The organism is Rhodococcus sp. USK10 (assembly GCF_019378875.1).
In the GTDB taxonomy this organism is placed as follows: Bacteria; Actinomycetota; Actinomycetes; order Mycobacteriales; family Mycobacteriaceae; genus Rhodococcus_F; species Rhodococcus_F pseudokoreensis.
Genome location: NZ_CP076048.1, coordinates 3,197,303 through 3,217,556 on the forward strand (window position 1 = coordinate 3,197,303; position 20,254 = coordinate 3,217,556).

The window sequence follows — 20,254 nt, forward strand, 5'->3', positions numbered from 1 at the left end:
TCCTACAGACCCAGTGACTTGCTGACGATCGACTTGCACACCTCGGTGGTGCCGGCGAAAATTCGGGTGACACGGGCATCCGCGTACATTCTGGCGATCGGATACTCCATCATGAAGCCGTAACCGCCGTGCAGCTGCAGGCAGCGATCGATCACCCGGGCCTGTAATTCCGTGGTGTACACCTTGACCTTCGCTGCGTCCGCGGCCGTGAGCGTGCCCTCATCCAGTTCTTCGAGCGCGCGGTCCACCATCGTGCGTCCTGCCTCGATCTCGATCGCACACGAGGCGAGCTCGAACTTGGTGTTCTGGAAGCTGCTGATGGTGGTGCCGAACGCCTTGCGTTCCTTGACGTACTCGACGGTCATGTCCAATGCGGCCTCCGCGCTGGCCTGCGCGTTGACCGCGGTGGCGAGGCGCTCCTGCGGGAGGTTGAACCCCAGGTACCCGAAGGCCTTGCCCTCCTCGCCCAGCAGGTTCTCCACCGGCACCCGGACGTCGGTGAACGACAACTCGGCGGTGTCCTGCGCCTTCAGACCCAGCTTCTTCAGGTTGCGACCGCGCTCGAAGCCCGGCATACCGTCCTCGACAACCAACAGCGACAGCCCGTCCCGCCGGTTCTCACCCTTGCTGGTGCGTGCGACCACCACGACGAGGTCACAGTTGATGCCGCCGGTGATGAAGGTCTTGGCGCCGTTGAGGACGTAGTGATCGCCGTCGCGCACCGCGGTGGTCGCCATACCCGCCAGGTCCGAACCGGTGCCAGGCTCGGTCATCGCGATGGACCCGACGATGTGACCGGACACCATTCCCGGGAACCACCGCTTGCGCTGTTCCTCGGTCGCGTATTCCAGGAAGTACGGGAGCAGCACGTTCGTGTGCAGCATCAGCCCACCGAGGCTCGCACCGGAGCGAATGAGTTCCTCTGTGACAACCGCGTTGAACTTGAAACTTTCGATGCCCCCACCACCGTACTCTTCGGGGATCTGCAGGCCCGTGATGCCGATCTCGCCGGCTTTGTGGAACACCGTCTTGTCCACGACACCCGCCTCGGCCCACGCCTCGTAGTGAGGTTCGACGTCCCGGGCCAGGAAGTCACGGACGACCTTGCGGAAGGTCTCGTGGTCCTCGTTGAACACTGTTCGCTTCATGCCGAAATTTCCTTCTGTTCAGTGGTCGTTCAGAGCAGTTCGAGGATCGTGGCGTTGGCCATGCCGCCGCCCTCACACATTGTCTGCAGGCCGTATCGAATCCCGTTGTCCCGCATGTGGTGCACGAGCCGCGTCATGAGCACTGCGCCCGAACCACCAAGCGGGTGGCCGACGGCGATCGCGCCGCCCAGGGGGTTCACCCGAGCCGGATCGGCTCCCGTCTCCACGAGCCAGGCCAGCGGAACCGACGCGAACGCCTCGTTGACCTCGAACGCGCCGATGTCGGAGATGGAGAGGCCGGATCGCTCGAGCGCCTTCGCGGTCGCCGGGATAGGCCCGGTCAGCATGATCACCGGATCGTCGCCGGCCATCACTGCGGTGTGGATTCGGGCGATCGGTGTCAGACCGAGTTGACGGGCCTTCTCACTCGTGGTCACCAGCAGCGCGCCGGAGCCGTCGGAGATCTGCGAGGCGTTACCGGCGTGAATGACGCCGTCTTCCTTGAAGGACGTCTTCAGGCCGGCCAACGTGTCGATCGTGGTCCCGCGCCGAATTCCCTCGTCCGTCTCCAGCACACCGGGCAGCGACGCAATCTGAGCAGCCAACGCGCCCGAATCGACGGCGGCAGCGGATTTCTCGTGGGATCTGACGGAAAATTCGTCGAGTTGGCGGCGGGAGAAGGCCCACTTCTCGGCAATCATCTCCGCCCCGACGCCCTGATTGAACGTCTCGACTCCGAATCGGTCCAGCACGGTGTGCCCGAACGGTTGCCCGGATTGGCGACTCGATCCCATCGGCACGCGCGACATCGACTCCACACCACCGGCAACCGCCACGTCGTACTGACCGGCGATGACCCCCGCGGCCGCGAAATGCAGCGCCTGCTGGCTCGAACCGCACTGCCGATCCACGGTCGTCGCCGGCACGGACGTCGGCCAGCCCGCAGCGAGCACGCCACTGCGGCCGATGTTGTTCGCCTGATCTCCGACCTGACCCACGCAGCCCCACACGACGTCGTCGACCACTGCCGGATCGATACCGGTTCGCTCGGCCAGCGCCTTCAGCACATGCGCCGACAGGTCCGCCGGATGAATGTCTGCCAAGGATCCGTTGCGTCTGCCGACCGGAGTTCGTACCGCATCGACGATGACTGCATCCCGCATTTGTGGCTCCTTCGCGCCTCGGTTCAATTCACACTCAAATCAATCAGCGCGCGGCATCGCGCACAAAGACGCGAATACGAACAGTGCGATCGGATGGGGCTATAGGTGGTCACACGGCACATCCCGGGGGGCAGCAGACACACCGATCAGACAGCGGCTTCTCGGACGGCATCGGGCTGCGCGACGATCCCGGCGTCGATCAGCGCATCGATCTCCGCACTGTCCACGCCGGCGTCCCTCAGCACGGCACCGGAATGCTCGCCCAGTTCGGGCGCGGGATCCGAGACCGAACGCGGTAGCCCGCCGATGCTGTACGGCAGTCCCACGTACTCCTTCCCTCCCCCGTCCTCGCGCGCGTCCGTGCGGAAGATGCCAGTCGCGTGCACGTCGCCGGATTCGAGAACCTGCGCGTACCCGCGGACCGCGCCCACGACGATGCCGTTGTCCGACAGCCACTTCACACAGCTCTCGGTGCTCATGGTGGACAGTGCGTCGGAGAGAATCTGCAGCAGCGTCGAACGGTTCCGGACCCGAGCCGGATTCGAGTCGAAGCGTGAATCGGTGAGCAGATCGGTGCGATCGATGAGGCGACAGAGGGTGCCCCAGTGCTCATCCGTGTACGCGGACAGCACGATGTGCCCGTCGACCGTCCTGATCACATCGGCCGCGGGCGCCACCGTCGGCTGCCCGTTGCCCATCCGCCTCGGTTCGCGACCGGTGCCGAGGTATTCCTCCCAGTTGGCCGCCTGAAGATGAATCGCCACCTCCAGCAACGAGATTTCGATCTCGGCGCCTTCCCCGGTGCGTTCTCGACGAAACAGCGCGGCCAGGATGGCCTGAGCGAGCGAGCTTGCCGTCGAGGCATCCACGACCGGAAGCCCCACCCGAAGGGGACCGCCGTCCGCTTCGCCGGTCACCGACATGATCCCGCTTTCCGCCTGTGCCGCGATATCGAGTCCCGCGCGATTGCGGGACGGACCGTGCATTCCGAACCCCGTCACCGACGCGTAGATCGCCCGCGGGTTCACCGCGCGCACAGCCTCCGGCCCCAGACCCAGCCGCTCCATCGCACCGGGGCGCATGTTCTGCACCACCACGTCTGCATCGGCTGTCAACTGCAGAGCAAGCCTCCGGCCGCGTTCGTCGCGCAGGTCGATGGCGAGCGATCTCTTGCCTCGGTTGTATGCCCGGATCATCGCGTCCCCGAACGGCCCGATCCGGCGGGCCTGGTCGCCGTACAGCGGTTCGACCTTGACGACCTCGGCACCCAATTCGGCGAGCACCGCTGTCGCAGCCGGTGCTGCGATGTACTGACCGAAGTCGATCACCTTGATGCCGTGGAGGGGGTGCCCTTCCTGGGTCGCGTGCCGAGCCGGGCGGATCTCCATGCTGCGTTTCTCCTCTTTACGGACTGCGGCGGTCCCTCGTGGAATCCGCTCCCCCGATCGTCCTGTGCGGATGCTCACGGTGGAAGGTTCCATTTGCGATGGCAGCAATAGGTTCGGCCGATCAGTTGACCGTCGTTCGAGCGGTGTGCACGATCCGTGCCGTGGTGCCGACTGCGCGCGCCGCGGTGTCGTCGTCGGACTTCTCGATCCGCGCGGAGGCGAGGACGCGTCGCACGTTGTCGGGGATCTCGCTCGGGCGCCGAGTATTCGGGTCCACGTAGACATGAACCCAGTGGCCGCGGGCGGCGACAGTCGATGCAGCGCCGGCGGCGCGGGAAGTGCCGGACTTCTTGCCGATAACGAGGTCGTAGGTGACGCTGCTGCGCCCCAGTCGGGAGACTCCGAACCCGATCGTCAAGCGGAGCGGAAAGGACAACTCGTGGAAATACGTACATGCCGATTCCGCGACGACCGCCATCGGCCGCTGCGCCGGGTCCGGGTCCGGATTCGCAAGAATCTGCTCAGCGATCCACCCGTTGATCGCGGTATCGAACAGCTCGTAGTAAACGGCATTGTTGAGGTGCCCGTACTGGTCGTTGTCACTCCACCGTGTCTCGGTATCGACTCGGCATGGGTACTCATGGACGGTCGGTACACGAGCGCTACGAGTCACTGGAATTCCTCGAAATTGATCAGGTGACGGAGCCCCTCACCCGACGAGAGGGCGTCGAGGGCGGAATTGACGGCCGACAATTCGACGCGCGAGCTGACCAACCGCTCGACCGGAAGCCGGCCCTGCCGCCACCGTTGGATGAATTGCGGTATTTCGCGGCTGGGAACCGCGGAGCCGAGGTAGCTTCCTGTGATGGTTCGCCCCTGCGCGACCAGCCCGAGTGGGCTGATCGTTGCAGTTGCCGATGGGCCCGGTAGACCGACGGTGACCGTAGAACCTCCGGGGCCGGTGAGCGCGACGGCGGTTTCGAAAGCGCGCGGATTACCGGCCGCTTCGATGACGACGTCGGCTCGCAGGCCGATGTCGATCGCCTCGTCCGGCGAACAGACCGCGTGCGCTCCCAGCGTGAGTGCCTGTTCACGTTTGGCGTCCAGGGTGTCCACGGCTGTGACGTGCAGGCCGTCCTCGCTGAGCGCCGTCAGTACCGCTGCCATGCCCACACCACCCAGTCCGACGACCACGACACGACTTCCGGGACGAGGCCGGCCGGCATTGAGGACGGCGCCGCCCCCGGTGAGGACCGCACACCCCATCAGCGCCGCCACGTCCGAAGGTACGTCGTCGTCCACCGGGACGACGGACCGGCGGTCGACGACCGCATACGTGGCGAACCCGGACACGCCGAGGTGGTGCAGCACTGGGGCACCGTCCCGAGAGAGCCTGACGGCACCGGTGAGCAATGTGCCCTTGTCGTTGGATTCGCTACCGTTCTCGCACGGGATTCGGCCGTCGGTGGCGCAGGCACGGCATTGCGCGCATCGCGGCAGGAAGGTCATGACGACCTTCTGATCCGGCCGGATGTCCGTTACGGCCGCGCCGACCTCGACCACGGTTCCGGCGGCCTCGTGGCCGAGCACCATCGGGGTGGGCCGAACGCGGCTGCCGTCGACGACCGACAGGTCGGAGTGGCAGAGACCCGCCACGTCGATCCGAACGAGTAGCTCGTGGTCGCCCGGCGGATCGAGGTCGAGTTCGCAGATTGTCAGCGGTTTCGTCCGTATGTACGGCCGCGGCACGCCGATGCCGTCGAGGACTGCGCAGTGGATCTTCATAGTGTTCCTGTCGCGAAGAATAAGTGGTCGGATCCCGCTCCGAAGTGCGTAATTCTCAGTACCAGGGGTAGAAGGGCGGCATGTCGCGTGAGATTCGCGATTCGAACTTCGGTTCGCGCTTGTCGAGGAAGGCGCGCACGCCCTCCCGACCGTCGCCGATGCTTGTGTAGAACATCGACAGCGAGTCGATTCGGTGCGCTTCGACGGGGTGCGGGAGTGCGCTGTTCCGGTACATCATCTGGCGGGTGAGTGCGGTCGCGACTGCAGACCTGCGATCGGTGAATGCATGGGCCAGTGCCCGCGCCGCGGGCAGCAGTTCTTCCGCCGGATACTTATCCTTCACCAGACCAATAGATTTCGCTACGGGTGCGTCGATGATATCGGCCGAGTACACGAGTTCGAGGGCCCGGGACAGACCCACCACCCGCGGCAGGAACCACGTGGATGCGGCTTCAGGGGTGATCCCGATCTTGCCGAAGACGAAGCCGAAACGAGCCCGCTCCGACGCCAGCCTCACATCCATCGGTAGCGTCATCGTCGCGCCGATACCGATCGCCGGACCGTTGATTGCACCGATGACCGGCTTGTTGCAGTTGAAGATGGCCAGCGTCACCCGGCCGCCGGTGTCACGGACACCCCGCTCGATGTCACTGTCGTGCAGCCGTGAGTACATGTCGTCGAGGGTCGGGGCGAGTGTTTCGTCGAGACCGAAAACGTTGCCGTCGGACGAAAGGTCCATTCCGGCGCAGAACGCATCACCGTCCCCGGTGACGATGATCGCCTGCACCCGGTCGTCGTCACTCGCGCTCGCGAACGCCGATTCCAGCTCGTCGGCCATCTCGACGGTGAACGCGTTGAGTTTGCCGGGCCGGCTCAACGTCAGGGTCAAGATGCCCTCGGACAGTTGTTGTTTCACGGTCTTGTAGCTGTTCATTTCGCCTCGTAGCTCGTTCGGTTGTGCGATTTCTGTGCTGAATGATTCGGGAGATGCGACAGGAGCACCTCGTCGTCGACGGATCCGTCGGCATGTGTCAGTACGTCGAGGACGGCGATCCGAGCCCGGTCCCGCTCGGGGTCGACGGTCAGTGTGATGAGCACAGCACCGGCGATCGCGGTGATTCCGACCGTCTGGAATGCGGTCGCGTACCCCTCGGCGAGGGTGGGGGCGGCGTCGATGATGCGGCCGGCCAGCCACGGAGCGAGCAACCCCGATGCCTGATAGATGGCCACGAACACACCGACGGTCGAGGCTACCTGCCGCTCCGGGCAGATGTGACTGACGACGATCTGCATCAGCGGGAAGGTGGCCAGACCGACACCATAGGCGGTGACCACGAGCAGCACCGCAATCCAGCCGCCGGCCACGTGGGGCAGGATCAGAAGCATGGCTCCGCAGAGCACGAACGCGACGACCGCGACGCCCCCGCGCGCGTGGCGCACCGAGCAACCACGGCGAATCAGCCGGTCCGAGACGATCGAGGACAGCAGCAGTGCGCCGACTCCGGTGATACTGGGGAGGGCGAACAGGAACCCGGAATTCAGACGGCTGAATCCGAGACCCTGCTCGAAGTACGAGGGCAACCAGGTCAGGACCACCGCCACGAAACCGTAAATGGCGAGCATGCCGAGAGCACCGCCCCAGAAGGTCGGCCGAACAGCAATGCGCCAGAATGCAACCCGCGCGACCTTCCCGGTCTCGCTGGAGGCCACCGCGCGCTCACGTGCCCGGCTGACCGAATACGGCCCGTCCTTGCCGACGGCCAGCCACACCACCGACCACACCAGGCCGAGGGCGCCCAGACCGAGGAAGGCTGCCTTCCACCCGTATGCCGCGACGATGAGCGCCAGGGCAGGGGCCAGCATGACCTTCGCCAGCGATCCACCAGTGGTGACGATCGCGGCAGGCAACGCTCGCTTGTCCTTGGGGAACCACCCGAAGACCGCGACGTTGTTGAGTGAGGCCGCCGGGCCCTCGGCGGCACCGAGCAGAATTCGGCAGACCAGCAACGCCCCGAACGTGCCCATCAGCACGATCGGAACCTGCAGCACCGACCACAGCACCACCATCCCCAGCAGCATCCACACGATCTTGACCCGGTCGGCGACGAAGCCGCCGATCAGTCCAGTCACCGAGAACAGGATGAAGAATGCGCTGCCGAGAAATCCGATATCGGCATGCGAGAGGCCGAGATCCTCCGAGAGTGGCCGCGCGACGATGCCCAATACGGCCTTGTCGGCGTAATTGATCATCTGGAACAGCATCACCATGAACGTGATGCTCCACGCGGTGCGCGCCACACGACGGGCACCGGACCCCGATCCGCTCCCCGAGGCGTCGACGGCTACCGCCTTGGTCTCCGCTGTGCTCATGTCGGGCGCCTCCCTCTCAGACCCGAACCGACGAACGTCGGGTCAAGGCGTCGAGTGCGTCATCGGCTTCCTCGGTCAGGCGAGCGATCACGTCCGCGACCGTGGTCGGTTCGTCGAAGAATCCGACACTCTGACCGGCCTCGGACTTGAGCAGCGGTTCGATCTCGTGTCGTTCGACGGCCCCGAGGAAATCTCCGACGAGGATGTCCTGGAACGGCATCTTCAGTGGGTTCGGTGCAGTCGGGGCCTCCCATTCCTCACTCCACGCCGTCTTGATCTGACGCAGTGTTTTCCCACTGTCGGCGCGCAACCGGGTGGTGTCGCTCGACGAGGCCCGGATGAGTTTGTCGAGCACGACAGGATGCGTCGCATGTTCTTTCGTGAACAGCCATGCCGTCCCGAGCCAGACTCCGACGGCTCCGAGAGCGAGAGCGGCCGCCACTTGCGAGCCGCAGCCGACGCCGCCCGCGACGACCACTGGAACGTCGCCCGCCTGGGCGATGATCTGGGGAGCGAGACTGAAGGTCCCGATCTCGCCGGTATGCGCACCGGCGTCGTAGCCCTGTGCGACCAGGATCTCAGCCCCCGACTCCACAGCGCTTCGTGCGTGCTTGGGAGTGCCGACCAGGGCGACGACACACTTTCCCCGATCCTTCGCGGCCCGCACCGCCGCTGCGGGACTTCCGACGCCCATGGCCAGGATGGGGACCTCCGCATCGAGAACCGCTTTCAGCTGCCTTTCGGCCATCTGCTGGGAGCGCACGAATCGAGACCGGGTGCCCGGCAGGCCATCGACAGGAACGCCGTACTTGGCGCGCAGCGACTCGACGAACGCCGTGTGTTCGTTCGGGATCTGCGCTTCCAATGCCGCCCGGTCGTCCCGCTCAGGCATACCCGAAGGTAGGACGAGATCGATCCCGAAGGGGGCGTCACCCAGGCGATCCCGCAGCCGGCCGAGACCGTCGGTAATCTCCTCCGGGGTGTTACGGGTGGCACCCCAGATCCCGATTCCGCCCGCCTCCGTGACCGCGGCCACGACCTCCGGTGAGTGCGCAAATCCGAAGATGGGTACCTCGGCGCGGAAACGATCACAGATAGTGGTTTGCAGAGCACGATTCACAAGTTCCTCCAGTCGACGAGCCGTTGATCACAGCATGGCCCGACCGCAGCATCGTGTTCTAGAGGCTGTACTTGCGAAATTCCATACGAGACTCTTATGTTTACCTGATGCAGGAACGCCACCTGGAGCACTTCCTGGCGACTGTCGACGCCGGGTCCATCTCGAGCGCCGCCGTCCATCTCGGGGTGACCCAGCCAGGGCTGTCGCAATCGATCTCAGCGTTGGAGCGTGACCTGGGTGTGGAATTGTTTCGGCGGTCCGCCCGGCACACCGCGCTGACCCCGGCAGGTCGCGAATTCCTGAACACCGCGCGGCAAGTCGTGCACCAACTCACGCAAAGCCGCTCGATGTTGCTGCGGGTCAACCGCAATGAGGCAGGGAGCCTGCGAGTGGCGTGTCCGTCCACCCTCGCCGTGGACCCACTGACCTATCTCTTCGGTGCGTTCCGGCAACGGCATCCCCAGATCCGGCTCGAGATGCGGTCGGTCTCGGCGGGCATCGACAGCGCGGACCTGATCCGAGATGGCTCAGCGGATCTCGCACTCGACCTCGGGTCGCCGTCTGCCCAGGGAATGTCCGTCACGCCGCTGGGCGACCGGAGGCTCCTGGCGGTACTTCCGGACACGGACGGCACCGACGACGTCGGAATGATCTCCGTTCAGGGCTTGCTCGAACGCGGACTCGTCACATCTCTGCGTGGTGGTTCCATTCGCCAAACCCTCGAAACCATCGCCGGCGCAGATACCGTCGCCCGATCGATCGCCGTCGAGACCGAACACGAGGAGTCCGTGTTGCCGCTCGTACTGGGTGGCGCCGGTGCTGCCGTACTTCCCGACCGGCAGGCACTCCTCGCGCGAGACACATTGGGGTTGAGAGTTGTCCGCTTGGACCCGCCGGTCACACAGCCGTTGGTGCTCCTTCGGCCGCCGGACACTGAATGGGTATCGGTGCGCGCGTTCACCGAGATCGCCCGGGACGCAATGGCCGAACGGGTCGCGACAAGGCTCGGTCATGGGTAACGTCGCCAGCCATACCCGCCTCTTCGAGGTATTCGTCGAGGTACTGGACGGTGGCGGCATCGGCGCAGCGGCCACCCGGCTCGGAATGAGCCCGTCCGCGGTATCCCAGGCACTGCGCAGGCTGGAGTCGAGCCTGGGCGTCGAACTGTACCAACGCCACTCGAGGCCCCTGCGCCTGACAGATACGGGTGAGACCTTGGAGCCCGTGATCCGAACGGCGCTGAATTCTGTGGCAGTCGTCCGCGCGGCCGCGGCGGAACTACGCGGAGTGCTCGCCGGTGAACTGACCATCGCAGCACTCCCCAGCCTGGCCGTCGAACCCCTCGCCGGCCTGATCGCCGAGTTCCGCACAGCACATCCCGGAGTCGTGGTCACCGTGGATCAACCACGAACACGCTCGATCAGAGCAGTCGCGGACTCGGTTCGGGACGGTCGCGTGGACATCGGTATCACCGAACTCCCCTCCAATTCCGGCGGCCTGGTATCCCTGCATCTGGAGGAGCAAACCTTCTTCGCAGTGTTCCCCCCTGAAGCCGAGATGTACGCACCCACCGTCGGGATCGAAAACCTCCTCGAATGCGGGCTCATCGTCGGACCCTATTGGGAGGAGTCCGCGGTCTATCGCCAATTGCGCAGGCTCGATCAGCGCATCGATGATGCCGTCACCGTGCGAACCGAACACCGTGAAACATTCATCTATCTCGCCGCACAGGGGCTCGGGGCCGCCATCGTCCTACCGGATCGGGCCCGAATCGCAGCCCAACTCGGTTGCCGCGTCGCGCAGTTCGATCCGCCCACCGTGCGGCAAGCAGTCGTGATCAGCCAGGCGGGCCGCCTCTCACCCAGCGCACGCGCCTTTCTGCGGATCTGCAGAAGGCATGCCGCCCATATTCACTGACATCGATTCTCCGTACTACATCCGTGAGGTCGGCCCGCGCCGCCCACAGCGACGAGCTCGAGCTACGCCGTACATCCGGGGCACACATCCCCGATCCGGGTGAGTCGTCAATCGCCTGTCCGACGGGCGTGCAATTCGTCGTCGGCGAGCAACGCCGCCTCGAGCAGCGAGGCGCCGGCTTGTTGATGCTCGGCAATCAGCCGGTTCCAGTGCGCCAGGTCTGCATGACTTTGGATGACGAAGCTCTTCGCTGCCGGATTCAGTGCGCCGGGCCGGTGAACGATGCCGAAGGGGGTGCGGATCGCCGGCTGTGTCTCCGATACGTGGGCACCCAACCGGTGCGCGGCCGTCGCCATCCTCAAGGGCAGGAAGGCGCTGGCCGAACCGTTGAGGACCAGTGTCAGCTGCGCGTGCCGGTCGGGAACCCGGGCGCTGATCCGGGGAACCACCGATTCGCGGCGCAAGATCGTGGCAACGATGTCGTTCTCCCGCAGCGCCGAACTGCTCGTCACCAACGGAACCTGCTCGAGGCGCGCCAGATCGAACGGTGCCGTCTCCACGTCCGGAACCGTTCCCGGCGGCCTCACCAGGAGCAGCCGCTGGACACCGAGTTGGACGGTCTCGAGATTGTCGGTGGGCACGGGGAACGTCGTGAAGCCCAACTCGCACTGACCGGTGAGCACCTCGTCGCACAGGTCCGCGGCACTCGCGTACTCCGACAGGTCGATGCGGATGTCGGGGTGGAGACGGGTGAAGGATCCGCTCCACGCGGCCACCGCCTCGCTCGACATCTCCGGCATCGTTCCGATGGTGATCGACCCCACGTGGAGTTCGCGAGCGCCGCGCATGATGTCCTGGGCTGCCAGGAGGTCGTCGAGCACTTTGCGCGCGGGTTCGACCAGCAGCTGCCCGGCGGGATTGAGGACGAGGTTGCGGCCCGTGCGATGAAACAGGGTCAACTTCAGTTCCCGTTCGAGCTGACGAATACCTTGCGACAGCGACGCCTGCGCCACATGGAGGTGTCCGGCCGCCCGGTTGACTCCGCCGTGCTCGACGACGGCGAGAAAATACTCGAGTTGGCGGATGTCCATGTCCCCATCATTCCCCCGACGGGCGGCCGGTACGAGTGCCTCCGTCCTCGAGTCAGACTCGGTACGAGTTCGGCAGCGTGCCGTCGGCCGCCACCTGACGGATCATTGCCTTGGCCAGGTTTCGCTGGTGCACGGGCGACGAGCCCTCGTAGATGCGCAGGGCCCGCACGTCACGCCACATCCGTGGGACCGGGTGCGGTCCGACGATGCCCTCACCGCCGAGCAACTGCACGCAGCGGTCGGCGACCCGGCTCGCCATCTCGGAGTTGTACAGCTTGGCGGCAGCGATCCGGTGCCGGGGAATCTCACCGGCGTCGAAGGACCGGGCGCTGTCGACGGTCAGTGCCCGTCCCGCCTCGAGTTCCGCGAAACTTTCGCCCAACGTCGCCTGCACCGCACCCAGTTCGGCCAAAGGAGCACCGAACTGACTGCGGCCGTTGACATGTGCCACCGTGTCCTCGAGCATGCGGGTCGCCTGCCCGACACACGTCGCGGCGACGTGCAGGCGCGCATGGTTGATGCCGCGCAGCGCCATCGTCAGGCCCTGCCCCTCGACCCCGCCGAGCAGATTCTCCGCGGGCACCTCGACGCCGTCGAAATAGATCTCCCCCACCGGCGCTTCGGCGTGCCCGTTCATGATCTCCGGCAGGGCCGTGCGCACACCCGGCGACGTGGCATCGACAATGAGCGCCGAGACCCCGCCCGCGCCCGGGTCCGACGTGTCGGTGCGAGCGAAGACGATGAACACGTCGGCCCAGGCCGCGTTCGTGATGTACCGCTTGCTCCCGTTCAACACGTAGACGTCGCCGCGGCGCCCGGCCGTGGTCTTCAGGTGCGCGGCGTCCGATCCGGCGTGCTCCTCGGTGAGCGCGAACGCGGTGACCAGTTCGCCCGCCGCCATCGCGGGCAGCATCCGTCGGCGCTGCTCCTCGGTGCCGTGGTCGAGGATGGCTTGCGAGCAGAGGCCGATGACCGTCGAGAAGCGTGACCGGTAGACGCAGGACGCGCGCGTGAACTCGAACGTGAGCTGCACCTGCTGCTCCATCGTCCACTCGAGACCGCCGTACGCGCGCGGAATCGAGATGCCGAAGAGTCCGAGCGCTGCCATCCGGTTCAGGAGGCGAGCGGGGACCTCGCCGGCCGCGACCATCTCGTTTTCGGCGGGGACGAGTTCGTTCTCGGTGAACTCGGCAATCGTCTTCAGGTAGGTCGGGAAGTCGTAGTCGAAGATGTCCGGGTCGATCATGAGGAAGCCCTTTCCGGGGTGAGTGTGGTGTGGCGTGCCGTGACGACGCGGCTGTCGATCAGCGCCGCGATGTCGCCGTCCGAGAAGTCGAGGTCGCGCAGCACCGAGACGGTGTCCCACCCGACCTCGGGCGCAGACGTGGAGACGGTGCGACGACGGCCGTCGAGGGTGAAGGCCAGACCGGGACTGGTGAATGAAGCGCCGCCGGGACCGGCGACGTCGACGAGGATCTCGGAGGCCAGGACGTCCTTGTCCTCGGCGAGGTCGTCGAACGAACGGATCGCGCCGCACACGATGTGCGCGGACTGCAACAGAGCGACCGCCTCGTCTCGGGTCATACGCCCCAACGCCTCGTCGAGGGCGGCCAACATCTCGGCCCGGTGCGAAACTCGCGCGGGATTGTCGACGAACCGCGGGTCTTCGACCATGTCGGATCGCCCGACGAGATGACAGAGCGCGGACCACTTTTCGGCCGTATACGCGGAGAGCACGATCATTCCATCGGTCACCCGGATGACATCCGCGGCAGGAGCGGCGTGCGCCTGGCCGTTTCCCTTGCGCCGGGGCGCACGACCGGTGAGCGTGTACTCGCCCCAGGTCGCGGCCTGCATCGACAGCACCGCCTCCATCAGCGACGTCTCCACGTGTGCGCCCCGGCCGGTCGACTCCCGCTCGTAGAGCGCCGCGAGAATCCCGGCCGCGAGCGCATTGGCCGCCGTGACGTCCGCGGCAGGCAACCCGAGTCGCTGTGGCTCGCCGTCGGCCTCGCCCGTGGCGTGCATCAACCCGAACTCCGCTTGGGCGGCGATGTCGAGGCCGGGGCGGTGCCGGGACGGCCCACGGGATCCGAATCCGGTCACGTTGGCGTAGATCAGACGCGGGTACCGGCTACGCAGTTCGTCGGGGCCGAGACCGAGTCGGTCGGCGGACCCGGTCCGGAAGTTCTGCACCAGCACATCGGCCTGCGCCAGCATCCGATCCAGAATCGACTTCGCCTCGGGCCGAGCAAGATCGAGTCCGATGCTGCGCTTGTCCCGGTTGTAGGCCCGCACCATCGCTTCGCCGAACAGTCCGATACCGCGGGCCTGATCGCCGCGCAGGCTCTCGACCTTGATCACGTCCGCACCGAGATCCGCGAGGGTCTGGGCCGCGCTGGGACCGGCGATGTACTGGCCGAAGTCGAGGACTCGGATGCCTGAAAGCGGTCCACCCATCACACTCATCGCCCTTCCCTGCTCGCGTACTCGGCCGTCATGCGCTCGAGTTGGGCGCGGGCCCTCTCCGGGTTCAACATCACGCCACCGACGATGCCGAGGACGCACACCACGGCGCCGACGAACATGAAGCCGGTCGAATATCCGGCCGCCGCGCTGGCCGCGCGTTCGACGATGAGCCCGAGTGCATAGGGTGCGACGATCCCCGCGACGCTGTACGCGGCGATGATGCACCCGAAGAACGCCACCCGCTGGTGCGCGGGAAGAAAGTCCGACGCGCCGGCAAAGGCCACCGAGAAGGCCACGCTGTTGACCGCGAACGCGCAGACCACGAACACCAACTGCACCGGTCCGGGCTCGAGTTGACTGAAGACGATCATCGACAGGCCGCCGAACAGCAGGAACGCGCCCGTGAGGTAGCCGCGGGCCACCCGCGACGAGCGGCCTGCCCGGAGCAGCCGGCCCGACAGCATGCCCGCGCTCAACAGAACGACGACGGCGACGACGTACGGGATGGTCACCAGCGTTCCCACCGTGCTCGCGGAATATCCGAGCCCTTCGTTCATGTAGGCGGGCAGCCAGGACACCTTCAGCGAGGAGATCAGGTACCCGGCGAACGACAGCAATACCAGACCCCAGAAACTTCGCAGCATCAGCAAACGGTGGAAGGGCACCACGATGTCACCGTTCGGGTCATCGACCTTCGTACCGTCGCCGATGGCCGACTCGGGCCTGCGGAACGGCAACCGGTCCGAATACCAGAGCCAACCGATCAGCCACACCACACCGCTGACCACGAGGACTGCGAACGCGGCGTGCCACGACCACGTCAGGATCACCCACGTCAGCGTGGGCGCGGCAATCAGCGGGCCGACCGAGGAACCGGCATTGACGACGGCGCCGGCCGTCGCGCGCTTGTCCGGGGCGAATCGATCGGCGACGATCGACTGGCACAGTGCATGTGCGGGCCCTTCGAAGAACCCCAACGCAATTCGGCAGGCGATGAGAACCCCGAACGAGGTCGGAATCGTCAGCGGGGCCATGCTCACGATCCACGTCACCATCAACAGGGCTGCGCCCCAGGTGTACGAGATCTTCCGCAGAGCGGCAGACAGCGTGACCGCGCCGATCGCGAAGAGCCAGAAGAAGGCGCTGCTGAGCAACCCGTACTGACCGGCCGTGAGACCGAGCTCGTCACGAATCGGCTTGCTGGCCAGACCCACTGCCGCCTTGTCGGCGAAGTTCAAGGTGAAGAAGAGGAACAGGAAGAGGACGATGCCCCAGGCGCGCCGATCGACGGCTCCCTTGGAGCGCTGACCGATGTCGCGTTCGCGGGACTGCGTAGTCACCATGACGACCTCCGGGAATGTCTCGGCTGATTGAGGGGCACCACCGGTAGTGACTCGAACCACAGGTGCATGCCCCTCATCAGATCGGTTCGCCCGGTACCGATCAACCGGCAGAACGCGGTCGGACCGTACGGATTTGCCTATACCCTCAGGTCACGGTCGCGACCCTTCAGGTGACGGCCCGCTCGGTGCCTGCGATTCTTCGGTGTCGAGGAGTTCCGCCAGCGCCGCGAGAGCAGGTAACGCGGCGCCGATCGCAGTACGGTGGTCCGCATCGAGGCGCTCGAACGCAGAAGAGATGCGCCGCTCGTTCGCCCGCATCCACGCGTCGAGGCGTTCGCGGCCGGCGCCGGTCAGTTCCACTTGCACCGCCCGGCGATCCCGGGGATCCGGCGTGCGCACGACCAGACCGGTCTCGACCATCTGCTGCACGAGGGCGCTGACGGTGTTGGTGGCCATTCGGTGCTTCCGTGCCAATTCGACGATCCGCAAACCTGATTCGGAGGAGAGTCGCTGGAGGAACTCGACCTGCGCCATCGGCAGCGACTCCCAGGCGAACTCCTCCCGGACACTCGACCTCAGAGCCCGCCGCAGTTGAGTGATGACCGTGGTCAATGCCCACCCGTCCGCGCTTCCACCCGGGCCGGTGGGGTGAGGAGTCGCTCCGTTGTCGTCCATCCGCTAACCTACTTCTGTTACAGAACTATCTGGTGTCAGATCAATTATCTCATCGACACCGGCCCGATCACACAGGGAACAAGCATGAGCAGCGAAGACCTGCCCCGCCGGCGGCCGATCGCCGTCTACGCCGTGGGCGAAGAACCCGACGTCCGTTTCTCGCTGGCCAACGAACGCACCGCGCTGGCCTGGGTCCGCACAGCCCTGGCGCTGGTGGCCGGCGGCGTCACCCTGACCACATTGGCCACGGTGACCGCCGCCACCCTGGTCGTCCATTTCGTCGCGATCATCGCCTGTTGCACCGGCGGGATTCTCGCAGCAGTCGCCCTGTGGTCGTGGCGACGCAACGAGCGCGCGCTACGGCTACAGGAGCCCCTCCCCGCGCCGATCCCCCTCGCCTGGCTGGCGGGAGGGCTCGTCTTCCTGTCGGCCGGATTGGCACTGTTCGCCGCCTTCTCCACCCTCGACTCGCGATGACGTACGACCCCGGGCTGCAACCACAGCGCACCGCACTGGCGTGGCAACGCACCGGCCTGTCCGTGCTCGCGGCGTCCGCGGCGATCGGGTTCGCGGCGTACCGGCTGGACGCACCGCTTCTCGCGGTCGGAGCCCTGGTCAACAGCCTCGTCGTCGGCTACCTCGGCATTCGACATTTCCCGAAAGGATCCGCACGGGCGTGCTCGGCCGACGACACCTGGCCCACCCTGCTGCGTACCGCCTCGGTCGTTGCGTTCACAGCCGTCCTGGGGGCCGGGGTCTCCGTCGCCGGAATGCTGCACACGTGACAGTGGGGGTGTCGGTCCAGGTGGTTCCGGCGCCGTGCGGAGCACCGTGCCGGTGCGCGTGAACGCCGGGAGCAGACCAATAAGCGATTGCAGTCGGTTCGGGTGGTTTTCAGACTTTGACGTAGTCATTTCCGGCCCCCTTCAATGTGAAGTGCGCTGGATCAGAGGCGCCACCACTCGAGGAGGACTTCATGACCGGTCGTGTTCACGTGACAGTCGAGAACGCCACGGCAACAGTGGTAATCGACAATGCCGACCGGCGTAACGCGGTGTCCTTCACAGTGTTCGAGGAACTGGGCTCGGCAATCAGTGACCTGGCGTGTTCACCGGACGTACGCGTGGTGATTCTGTCCGGGCAGGGCACCGATTTCAGTGTGGGCGCCGACCTGGCCGCCCCCGCCGGCTCCCGCACCTTGCGCGGCGACTCGACCGTGACCGACACCGCCCGACTGCGGCAGGTCTGTGCCACCCTTCACCGGTTCCATCACCTACCGCAGGTCACCATCGCTGCGATCGACGGCGCCTGCGCCGGAGCAGGATTGTCACTCGCGGCCGCCGCGGACTTCCGAATTGCCTCCGACCGAGCAGTTTTCAATACGGCCTTCGTGAATGCGGGCCTCTCCGGCGACCTCGGAGGCGTCTGGCTGATCACCCGGATGCTCGGTGGCGCCCGAGCCCGTGAATTGTTCTTGACTCCGGGCAAACTCACCGCGCAGGCGGCACTGGATCTCGGCTTGGTCACCGCGGTGACCGGCGCCGGGGACCTCCACGACGAAGCCCGGTCCCTGGCACAGCGGCTCGCGGCGTCGGCACCTCTCGCCCTGCGTGCGATGAAGCAGAACCTGCTGCAGACGTCCACCACATCGCTGAGCGACTATCTGCTCGCCGAGACGGACCGGATGGTGCAGTGCTTCCATTCCGATGATGCCCGCGAGGCCGCCGACGCGTTCGTGAACAAACGCAGGCCCGCGTTCACCGGCCACTGACGCGGCGCCTCGATCCGATCCCGACTCGGGCGCCCACCGATGCGTCATCCGGTGCGGGTGAAACCAACGGAAGGCGCCTGTTCGCGAGTCTCGTCACGCATCATCGCCGCGGTGCAGACGAACACGCGCCTGCGCGTAGGCGGCGAGGGTCGACTCACCGATGACCGGCGTCGCGGTGAAGAACTCGATTGCGACGCCCTGGGCGGTGAGCAGGTCGTCGGTCCAGACGTCGCGGATCCGCGGATCCACACCACTGAGACACAGTTGTCCACCGACCGCATCGAGGCGGCGCGCGTAGTCTGCGATCACGGTGAGGAAGGTGGCACTGACCGTGGTGCGTCCCCGTAGCCGGAGGATCACCACGGGTGATCGGGCGCTCGCCGGATCGGGAAGCCGTGCCTGCAGGGTGCGCGCACCGGCGTAGAAGAGGCTGCCGTAGACGTCGAGGATGACGATCTCGTTGTCGGACAGATGTTTCGGTGCGGGGTCCTCGATCAGCTGGGTGCCCATCACACGGAGTCGTATCACTTTGAGGTCCATCGCCTCCTGGTTGAGTTGCAGCACCAGCGACAACGAGACGCCGATCCCCACCGCCGCGGTGACGGGAAGCAGCAGCGTGGCGACGAACGTCACGGTGAGGGCGATGCGGGAGGTGAATCCGCTGCTCCAGATGGCGCTTACCCGCGCGAGGTCGACGGAGCCGACGGCCGCGATGACCAGAATTGCCGCGAGCGTCGGCATCGGAACCTGGCCGACCACACCGGCAAGTGCCACGAGGATGGCGAGCATCCAGATCCCGGACCAGATGGCGGCCCAGCGTGTTCGTGCTCCCGCGGCGCTGTTGAGCGCGGTCTGGCTCACCGACCCTCCGACCGGCATGCCGCGGAACACCGCGGCCGCGACGTTGCCGATACCCTGACCGGTGAAGTTCCGGTTGGGTTCGGATCGTGAGCCGTCGGGATTCGGGACAGCCTCCGCGACACCCGCACCCTGGACCAGAACGATGACGGCGACGGCGAGGGCTCCGCCGACCAGTCCCGGGGTGAATGTGCCCAGGTCCGGCAGGTGTGGGAGCGGGAATCCGGTCGGTATCGCCCCTACGTCCGACACCTGGATGACGGAACTCCACCCGAGGACGACCATGAGCAGGGTCGGCACGATCAGCGCCGCCAGGGAGGCGAACAGTCTCAGACGGGTGCGGCCGAGACCTGCCATGAGAAGCAGTGCGGTCGAACCCAACACCAGCGACCGCACGTCGATGTCTCCGGGACGGGTGAGCGCATCCACCGCCTTCGTCAGGGAAACCTCACCCTCGGCGTCCGTCCCGAGCAGCGTCGGAAGCTGCCCGAAGACGATGTTGGCGGAAATGCCCATCAGGAATCCGGTCATGACCGAATGCGACACGAATCGGGTGTAGCGGCCCAGCCGCAGCACCCCGGCGAGGATCATGGCCGCCCCGGCGACGAAGGTCAGCAGCACCAGCGCCGCCGGCCGGTCTTCCGGCGCGACGTCGGTCAGCGCCGACCCTGCCGCCAGTGCCGACGCGCTCGTCGTCGTCACCACCATCAGCCGGGTGCTGGTGGAGAATCCGCCGAACAGCCGACCGGCCATGCTCGCGTACAGGCCGTGCACGGGGCTGACACCGGCCAGGACACCCGAGGCCATTCCGTCCGGCACGCTGCCGATGGCACCGGGAATCCCCGCGATCACATCCGTACGGGTCATGCGCTCGCGAGGTATCAGGGTCCGCAGTCGGCGCCCGAGCCCGCTCATGTGCTCGGGGTCATCGACGGCGTGGTCATGCCCAGCACCCTCCTGGCGGCGGGGAAACTCCGGTCCGGTCAGCATGAGACATTCCGCCGCCGCCCGCTTCATCCGCATCGGGTGAGGCCACGAGCGGTCGGTGACCGCCAGTATCGAAGAAGGCCGGGCACGCAGGTCGCACCATGCCGTCGCACGGCGACGGCTCCGGACAGGAGTGGATCCGTGAAGTTGGTTCCGGATACGCAACGTC

At 66.1% G+C, this 20,254-nt stretch carries 19 protein-coding genes; 5 read left to right on the forward strand and 14 right to left on the reverse strand.

The genetic code is table 11. The annotated features are described in order from the left end of the window. Window positions 1-2: 2 nt before the first annotated feature. The 8 genes from I1A62_RS21790 to I1A62_RS21825 all read right to left on the reverse strand — a co-directional run bounded on the left by I1A62_RS21790 (window position 3) and on the right by I1A62_RS21825 (window position 8,974). Entirely contained in the window at window positions 3-1,148 is a 1,146-nt protein-coding gene (locus tag I1A62_RS21790; protein WP_219459747.1) for an acyl-CoA dehydrogenase family protein, read from the reverse strand. Between the two features lie 29 nt (window positions 1,149-1,177). After that, window positions 1,178-2,311 (reverse strand): acetyl-CoA C-acyltransferase, encoded by a 1,134-nt coding sequence (locus I1A62_RS21795; RefSeq protein WP_219459748.1) that lies wholly within the window; start codon window positions 2,309-2,311, stop codon window positions 1,178-1,180. Between the two features lie 146 nt (window positions 2,312-2,457). After that, window positions 2,458-3,699 carry a CaiB/BaiF CoA-transferase family protein gene (locus I1A62_RS21800; protein ID WP_219459749.1) on the reverse strand — a complete coding sequence of 414 codons (1,242 nt, stop codon included), beginning with the start codon at window positions 3,697-3,699 and terminating at the stop codon, window positions 2,458-2,460. A 121-nt stretch (window positions 3,700-3,820) separates the two neighbouring features. Continuing rightward, entirely contained in the window at window positions 3,821-4,372 is a 552-nt protein-coding gene (locus tag I1A62_RS21805; protein ID WP_219459750.1) for a thioesterase family protein, read from the reverse strand. After that, entirely contained in the window at window positions 4,369-5,484 is a 1,116-nt protein-coding gene (locus I1A62_RS21810) for an alcohol dehydrogenase catalytic domain-containing protein (protein ID WP_219459751.1), read from the reverse strand. Before I1A62_RS21810 ends, I1A62_RS21805 begins: the two co-directional genes overlap by 4 nt. Window positions 5,485-5,539: 55 nt before the next feature. Next, a complete protein-coding gene (locus I1A62_RS21815; RefSeq protein ID WP_219459752.1) occupies window positions 5,540-6,418 on the reverse strand; it encodes a crotonase/enoyl-CoA hydratase family protein in 879 nt (292 codons plus the stop codon). Beyond that, on the reverse strand, window positions 6,415-7,854 hold the full coding sequence (locus tag I1A62_RS21820; protein WP_219459753.1) for an MFS transporter: 1,440 nt from the start codon (window positions 7,852-7,854) through the stop codon (window positions 6,415-6,417). Before I1A62_RS21820 ends, I1A62_RS21815 begins: the two co-directional genes overlap by 4 nt. Before the next feature lie 16 nt (window positions 7,855-7,870). Beyond that, window positions 7,871-8,974 carry a nitronate monooxygenase family protein gene (locus tag I1A62_RS21825; RefSeq protein ID WP_257890863.1) on the reverse strand — a complete coding sequence of 368 codons (1,104 nt, stop codon included), beginning with the start codon at window positions 8,972-8,974 and terminating at the stop codon, window positions 7,871-7,873. Between the two features lie 107 nt (window positions 8,975-9,081). On the opposite strand from I1A62_RS21825, the gene I1A62_RS21830 reads away from it, so the two are divergent. Together I1A62_RS21830 and I1A62_RS21835 are read left to right on the forward strand one after the other, a co-directional pair. Further along, a complete protein-coding gene (locus I1A62_RS21830) occupies window positions 9,082-9,993 on the forward strand; it encodes a LysR family transcriptional regulator (protein ID WP_219459755.1) in 912 nt (303 codons plus the stop codon). Next, window positions 9,986-10,891: a LysR family transcriptional regulator gene (locus tag I1A62_RS21835; RefSeq protein WP_219459756.1), complete on the forward strand. Its 906-nt coding sequence runs from the start codon at window positions 9,986-9,988 to the stop codon at window positions 10,889-10,891. The genes I1A62_RS21830 and I1A62_RS21835 overlap by 8 nt, the downstream gene beginning before the upstream one ends. Before the next feature lie 107 nt (window positions 10,892-10,998). Here the strand turns inward: I1A62_RS21835 and I1A62_RS21840 are convergent, their stop codons facing one another. The 5 genes from I1A62_RS21840 to I1A62_RS21860 form a co-directional block, all read right to left on the reverse strand. Continuing rightward, window positions 10,999-11,982 carry a LysR family transcriptional regulator gene (locus I1A62_RS21840; RefSeq protein WP_219459757.1) on the reverse strand — a complete coding sequence of 328 codons (984 nt, stop codon included), beginning with the start codon at window positions 11,980-11,982 and terminating at the stop codon, window positions 10,999-11,001. Window positions 11,983-12,034: 52 nt separating this feature from the next. Beyond that, complete coding sequence (locus tag I1A62_RS21845) at window positions 12,035-13,228, reverse strand: acyl-CoA dehydrogenase family protein (protein WP_219459758.1); 1,194 nt, start codon at window positions 13,226-13,228, stop codon at window positions 12,035-12,037. After that, window positions 13,225-14,451 carry a CaiB/BaiF CoA-transferase family protein gene (locus tag I1A62_RS21850; protein ID WP_219459759.1) on the reverse strand — a complete coding sequence of 409 codons (1,227 nt, stop codon included), beginning with the start codon at window positions 14,449-14,451 and terminating at the stop codon, window positions 13,225-13,227. Before I1A62_RS21850 ends, I1A62_RS21845 begins: the two co-directional genes overlap by 4 nt. Beyond that, window positions 14,448-15,794, reverse strand: a complete 1,347-nt coding sequence (locus tag I1A62_RS21855) for an MFS transporter (RefSeq protein ID WP_219459760.1) — start codon at window positions 15,792-15,794, stop codon at window positions 14,448-14,450. The genes I1A62_RS21850 and I1A62_RS21855 overlap by 4 nt, the downstream gene beginning before the upstream one ends. Window positions 15,795-15,944: 150 nt before the next feature. After that, window positions 15,945-16,469, reverse strand: coding sequence for a MarR family winged helix-turn-helix transcriptional regulator (locus tag I1A62_RS21860; protein WP_219459761.1), 525 nt, complete (start codon window positions 16,467-16,469; stop codon window positions 15,945-15,947). 84 nt (window positions 16,470-16,553) lie between these two features. On the opposite strand from I1A62_RS21860, the gene I1A62_RS21865 reads away from it, so the two are divergent. The 3 genes from I1A62_RS21865 to I1A62_RS21875 all read left to right on the forward strand — a co-directional run bounded on the left by I1A62_RS21865 (window position 16,554) and on the right by I1A62_RS21875 (window position 18,240). Beyond that, window positions 16,554-16,946 (forward strand): YidH family protein, encoded by a 393-nt coding sequence (locus I1A62_RS21865; protein WP_219459762.1) that lies wholly within the window; start codon window positions 16,554-16,556, stop codon window positions 16,944-16,946. Beyond that, entirely contained in the window at window positions 16,943-17,254 is a 312-nt protein-coding gene (locus I1A62_RS21870) for a DUF202 domain-containing protein (RefSeq protein ID WP_219459763.1), read from the forward strand. Before I1A62_RS21865 ends, I1A62_RS21870 begins: the two co-directional genes overlap by 4 nt. 191 nt (window positions 17,255-17,445) lie before the next feature. Then, window positions 17,446-18,240, forward strand: coding sequence for an enoyl-CoA hydratase-related protein (locus I1A62_RS21875; RefSeq protein WP_219459764.1), 795 nt, complete (start codon window positions 17,446-17,448; stop codon window positions 18,238-18,240). A 93-nt stretch (window positions 18,241-18,333) separates the two neighbouring features. On the opposite strand, the gene I1A62_RS21880 is transcribed toward I1A62_RS21875, so the two are convergent. Further along, window positions 18,334-20,088 carry a SulP family inorganic anion transporter gene (locus I1A62_RS21880; protein ID WP_257890864.1) on the reverse strand — a complete coding sequence of 585 codons (1,755 nt, stop codon included), beginning with the start codon at window positions 20,086-20,088 and terminating at the stop codon, window positions 18,334-18,336. Window positions 20,089-20,254: the final 166 nt, after the last annotated feature.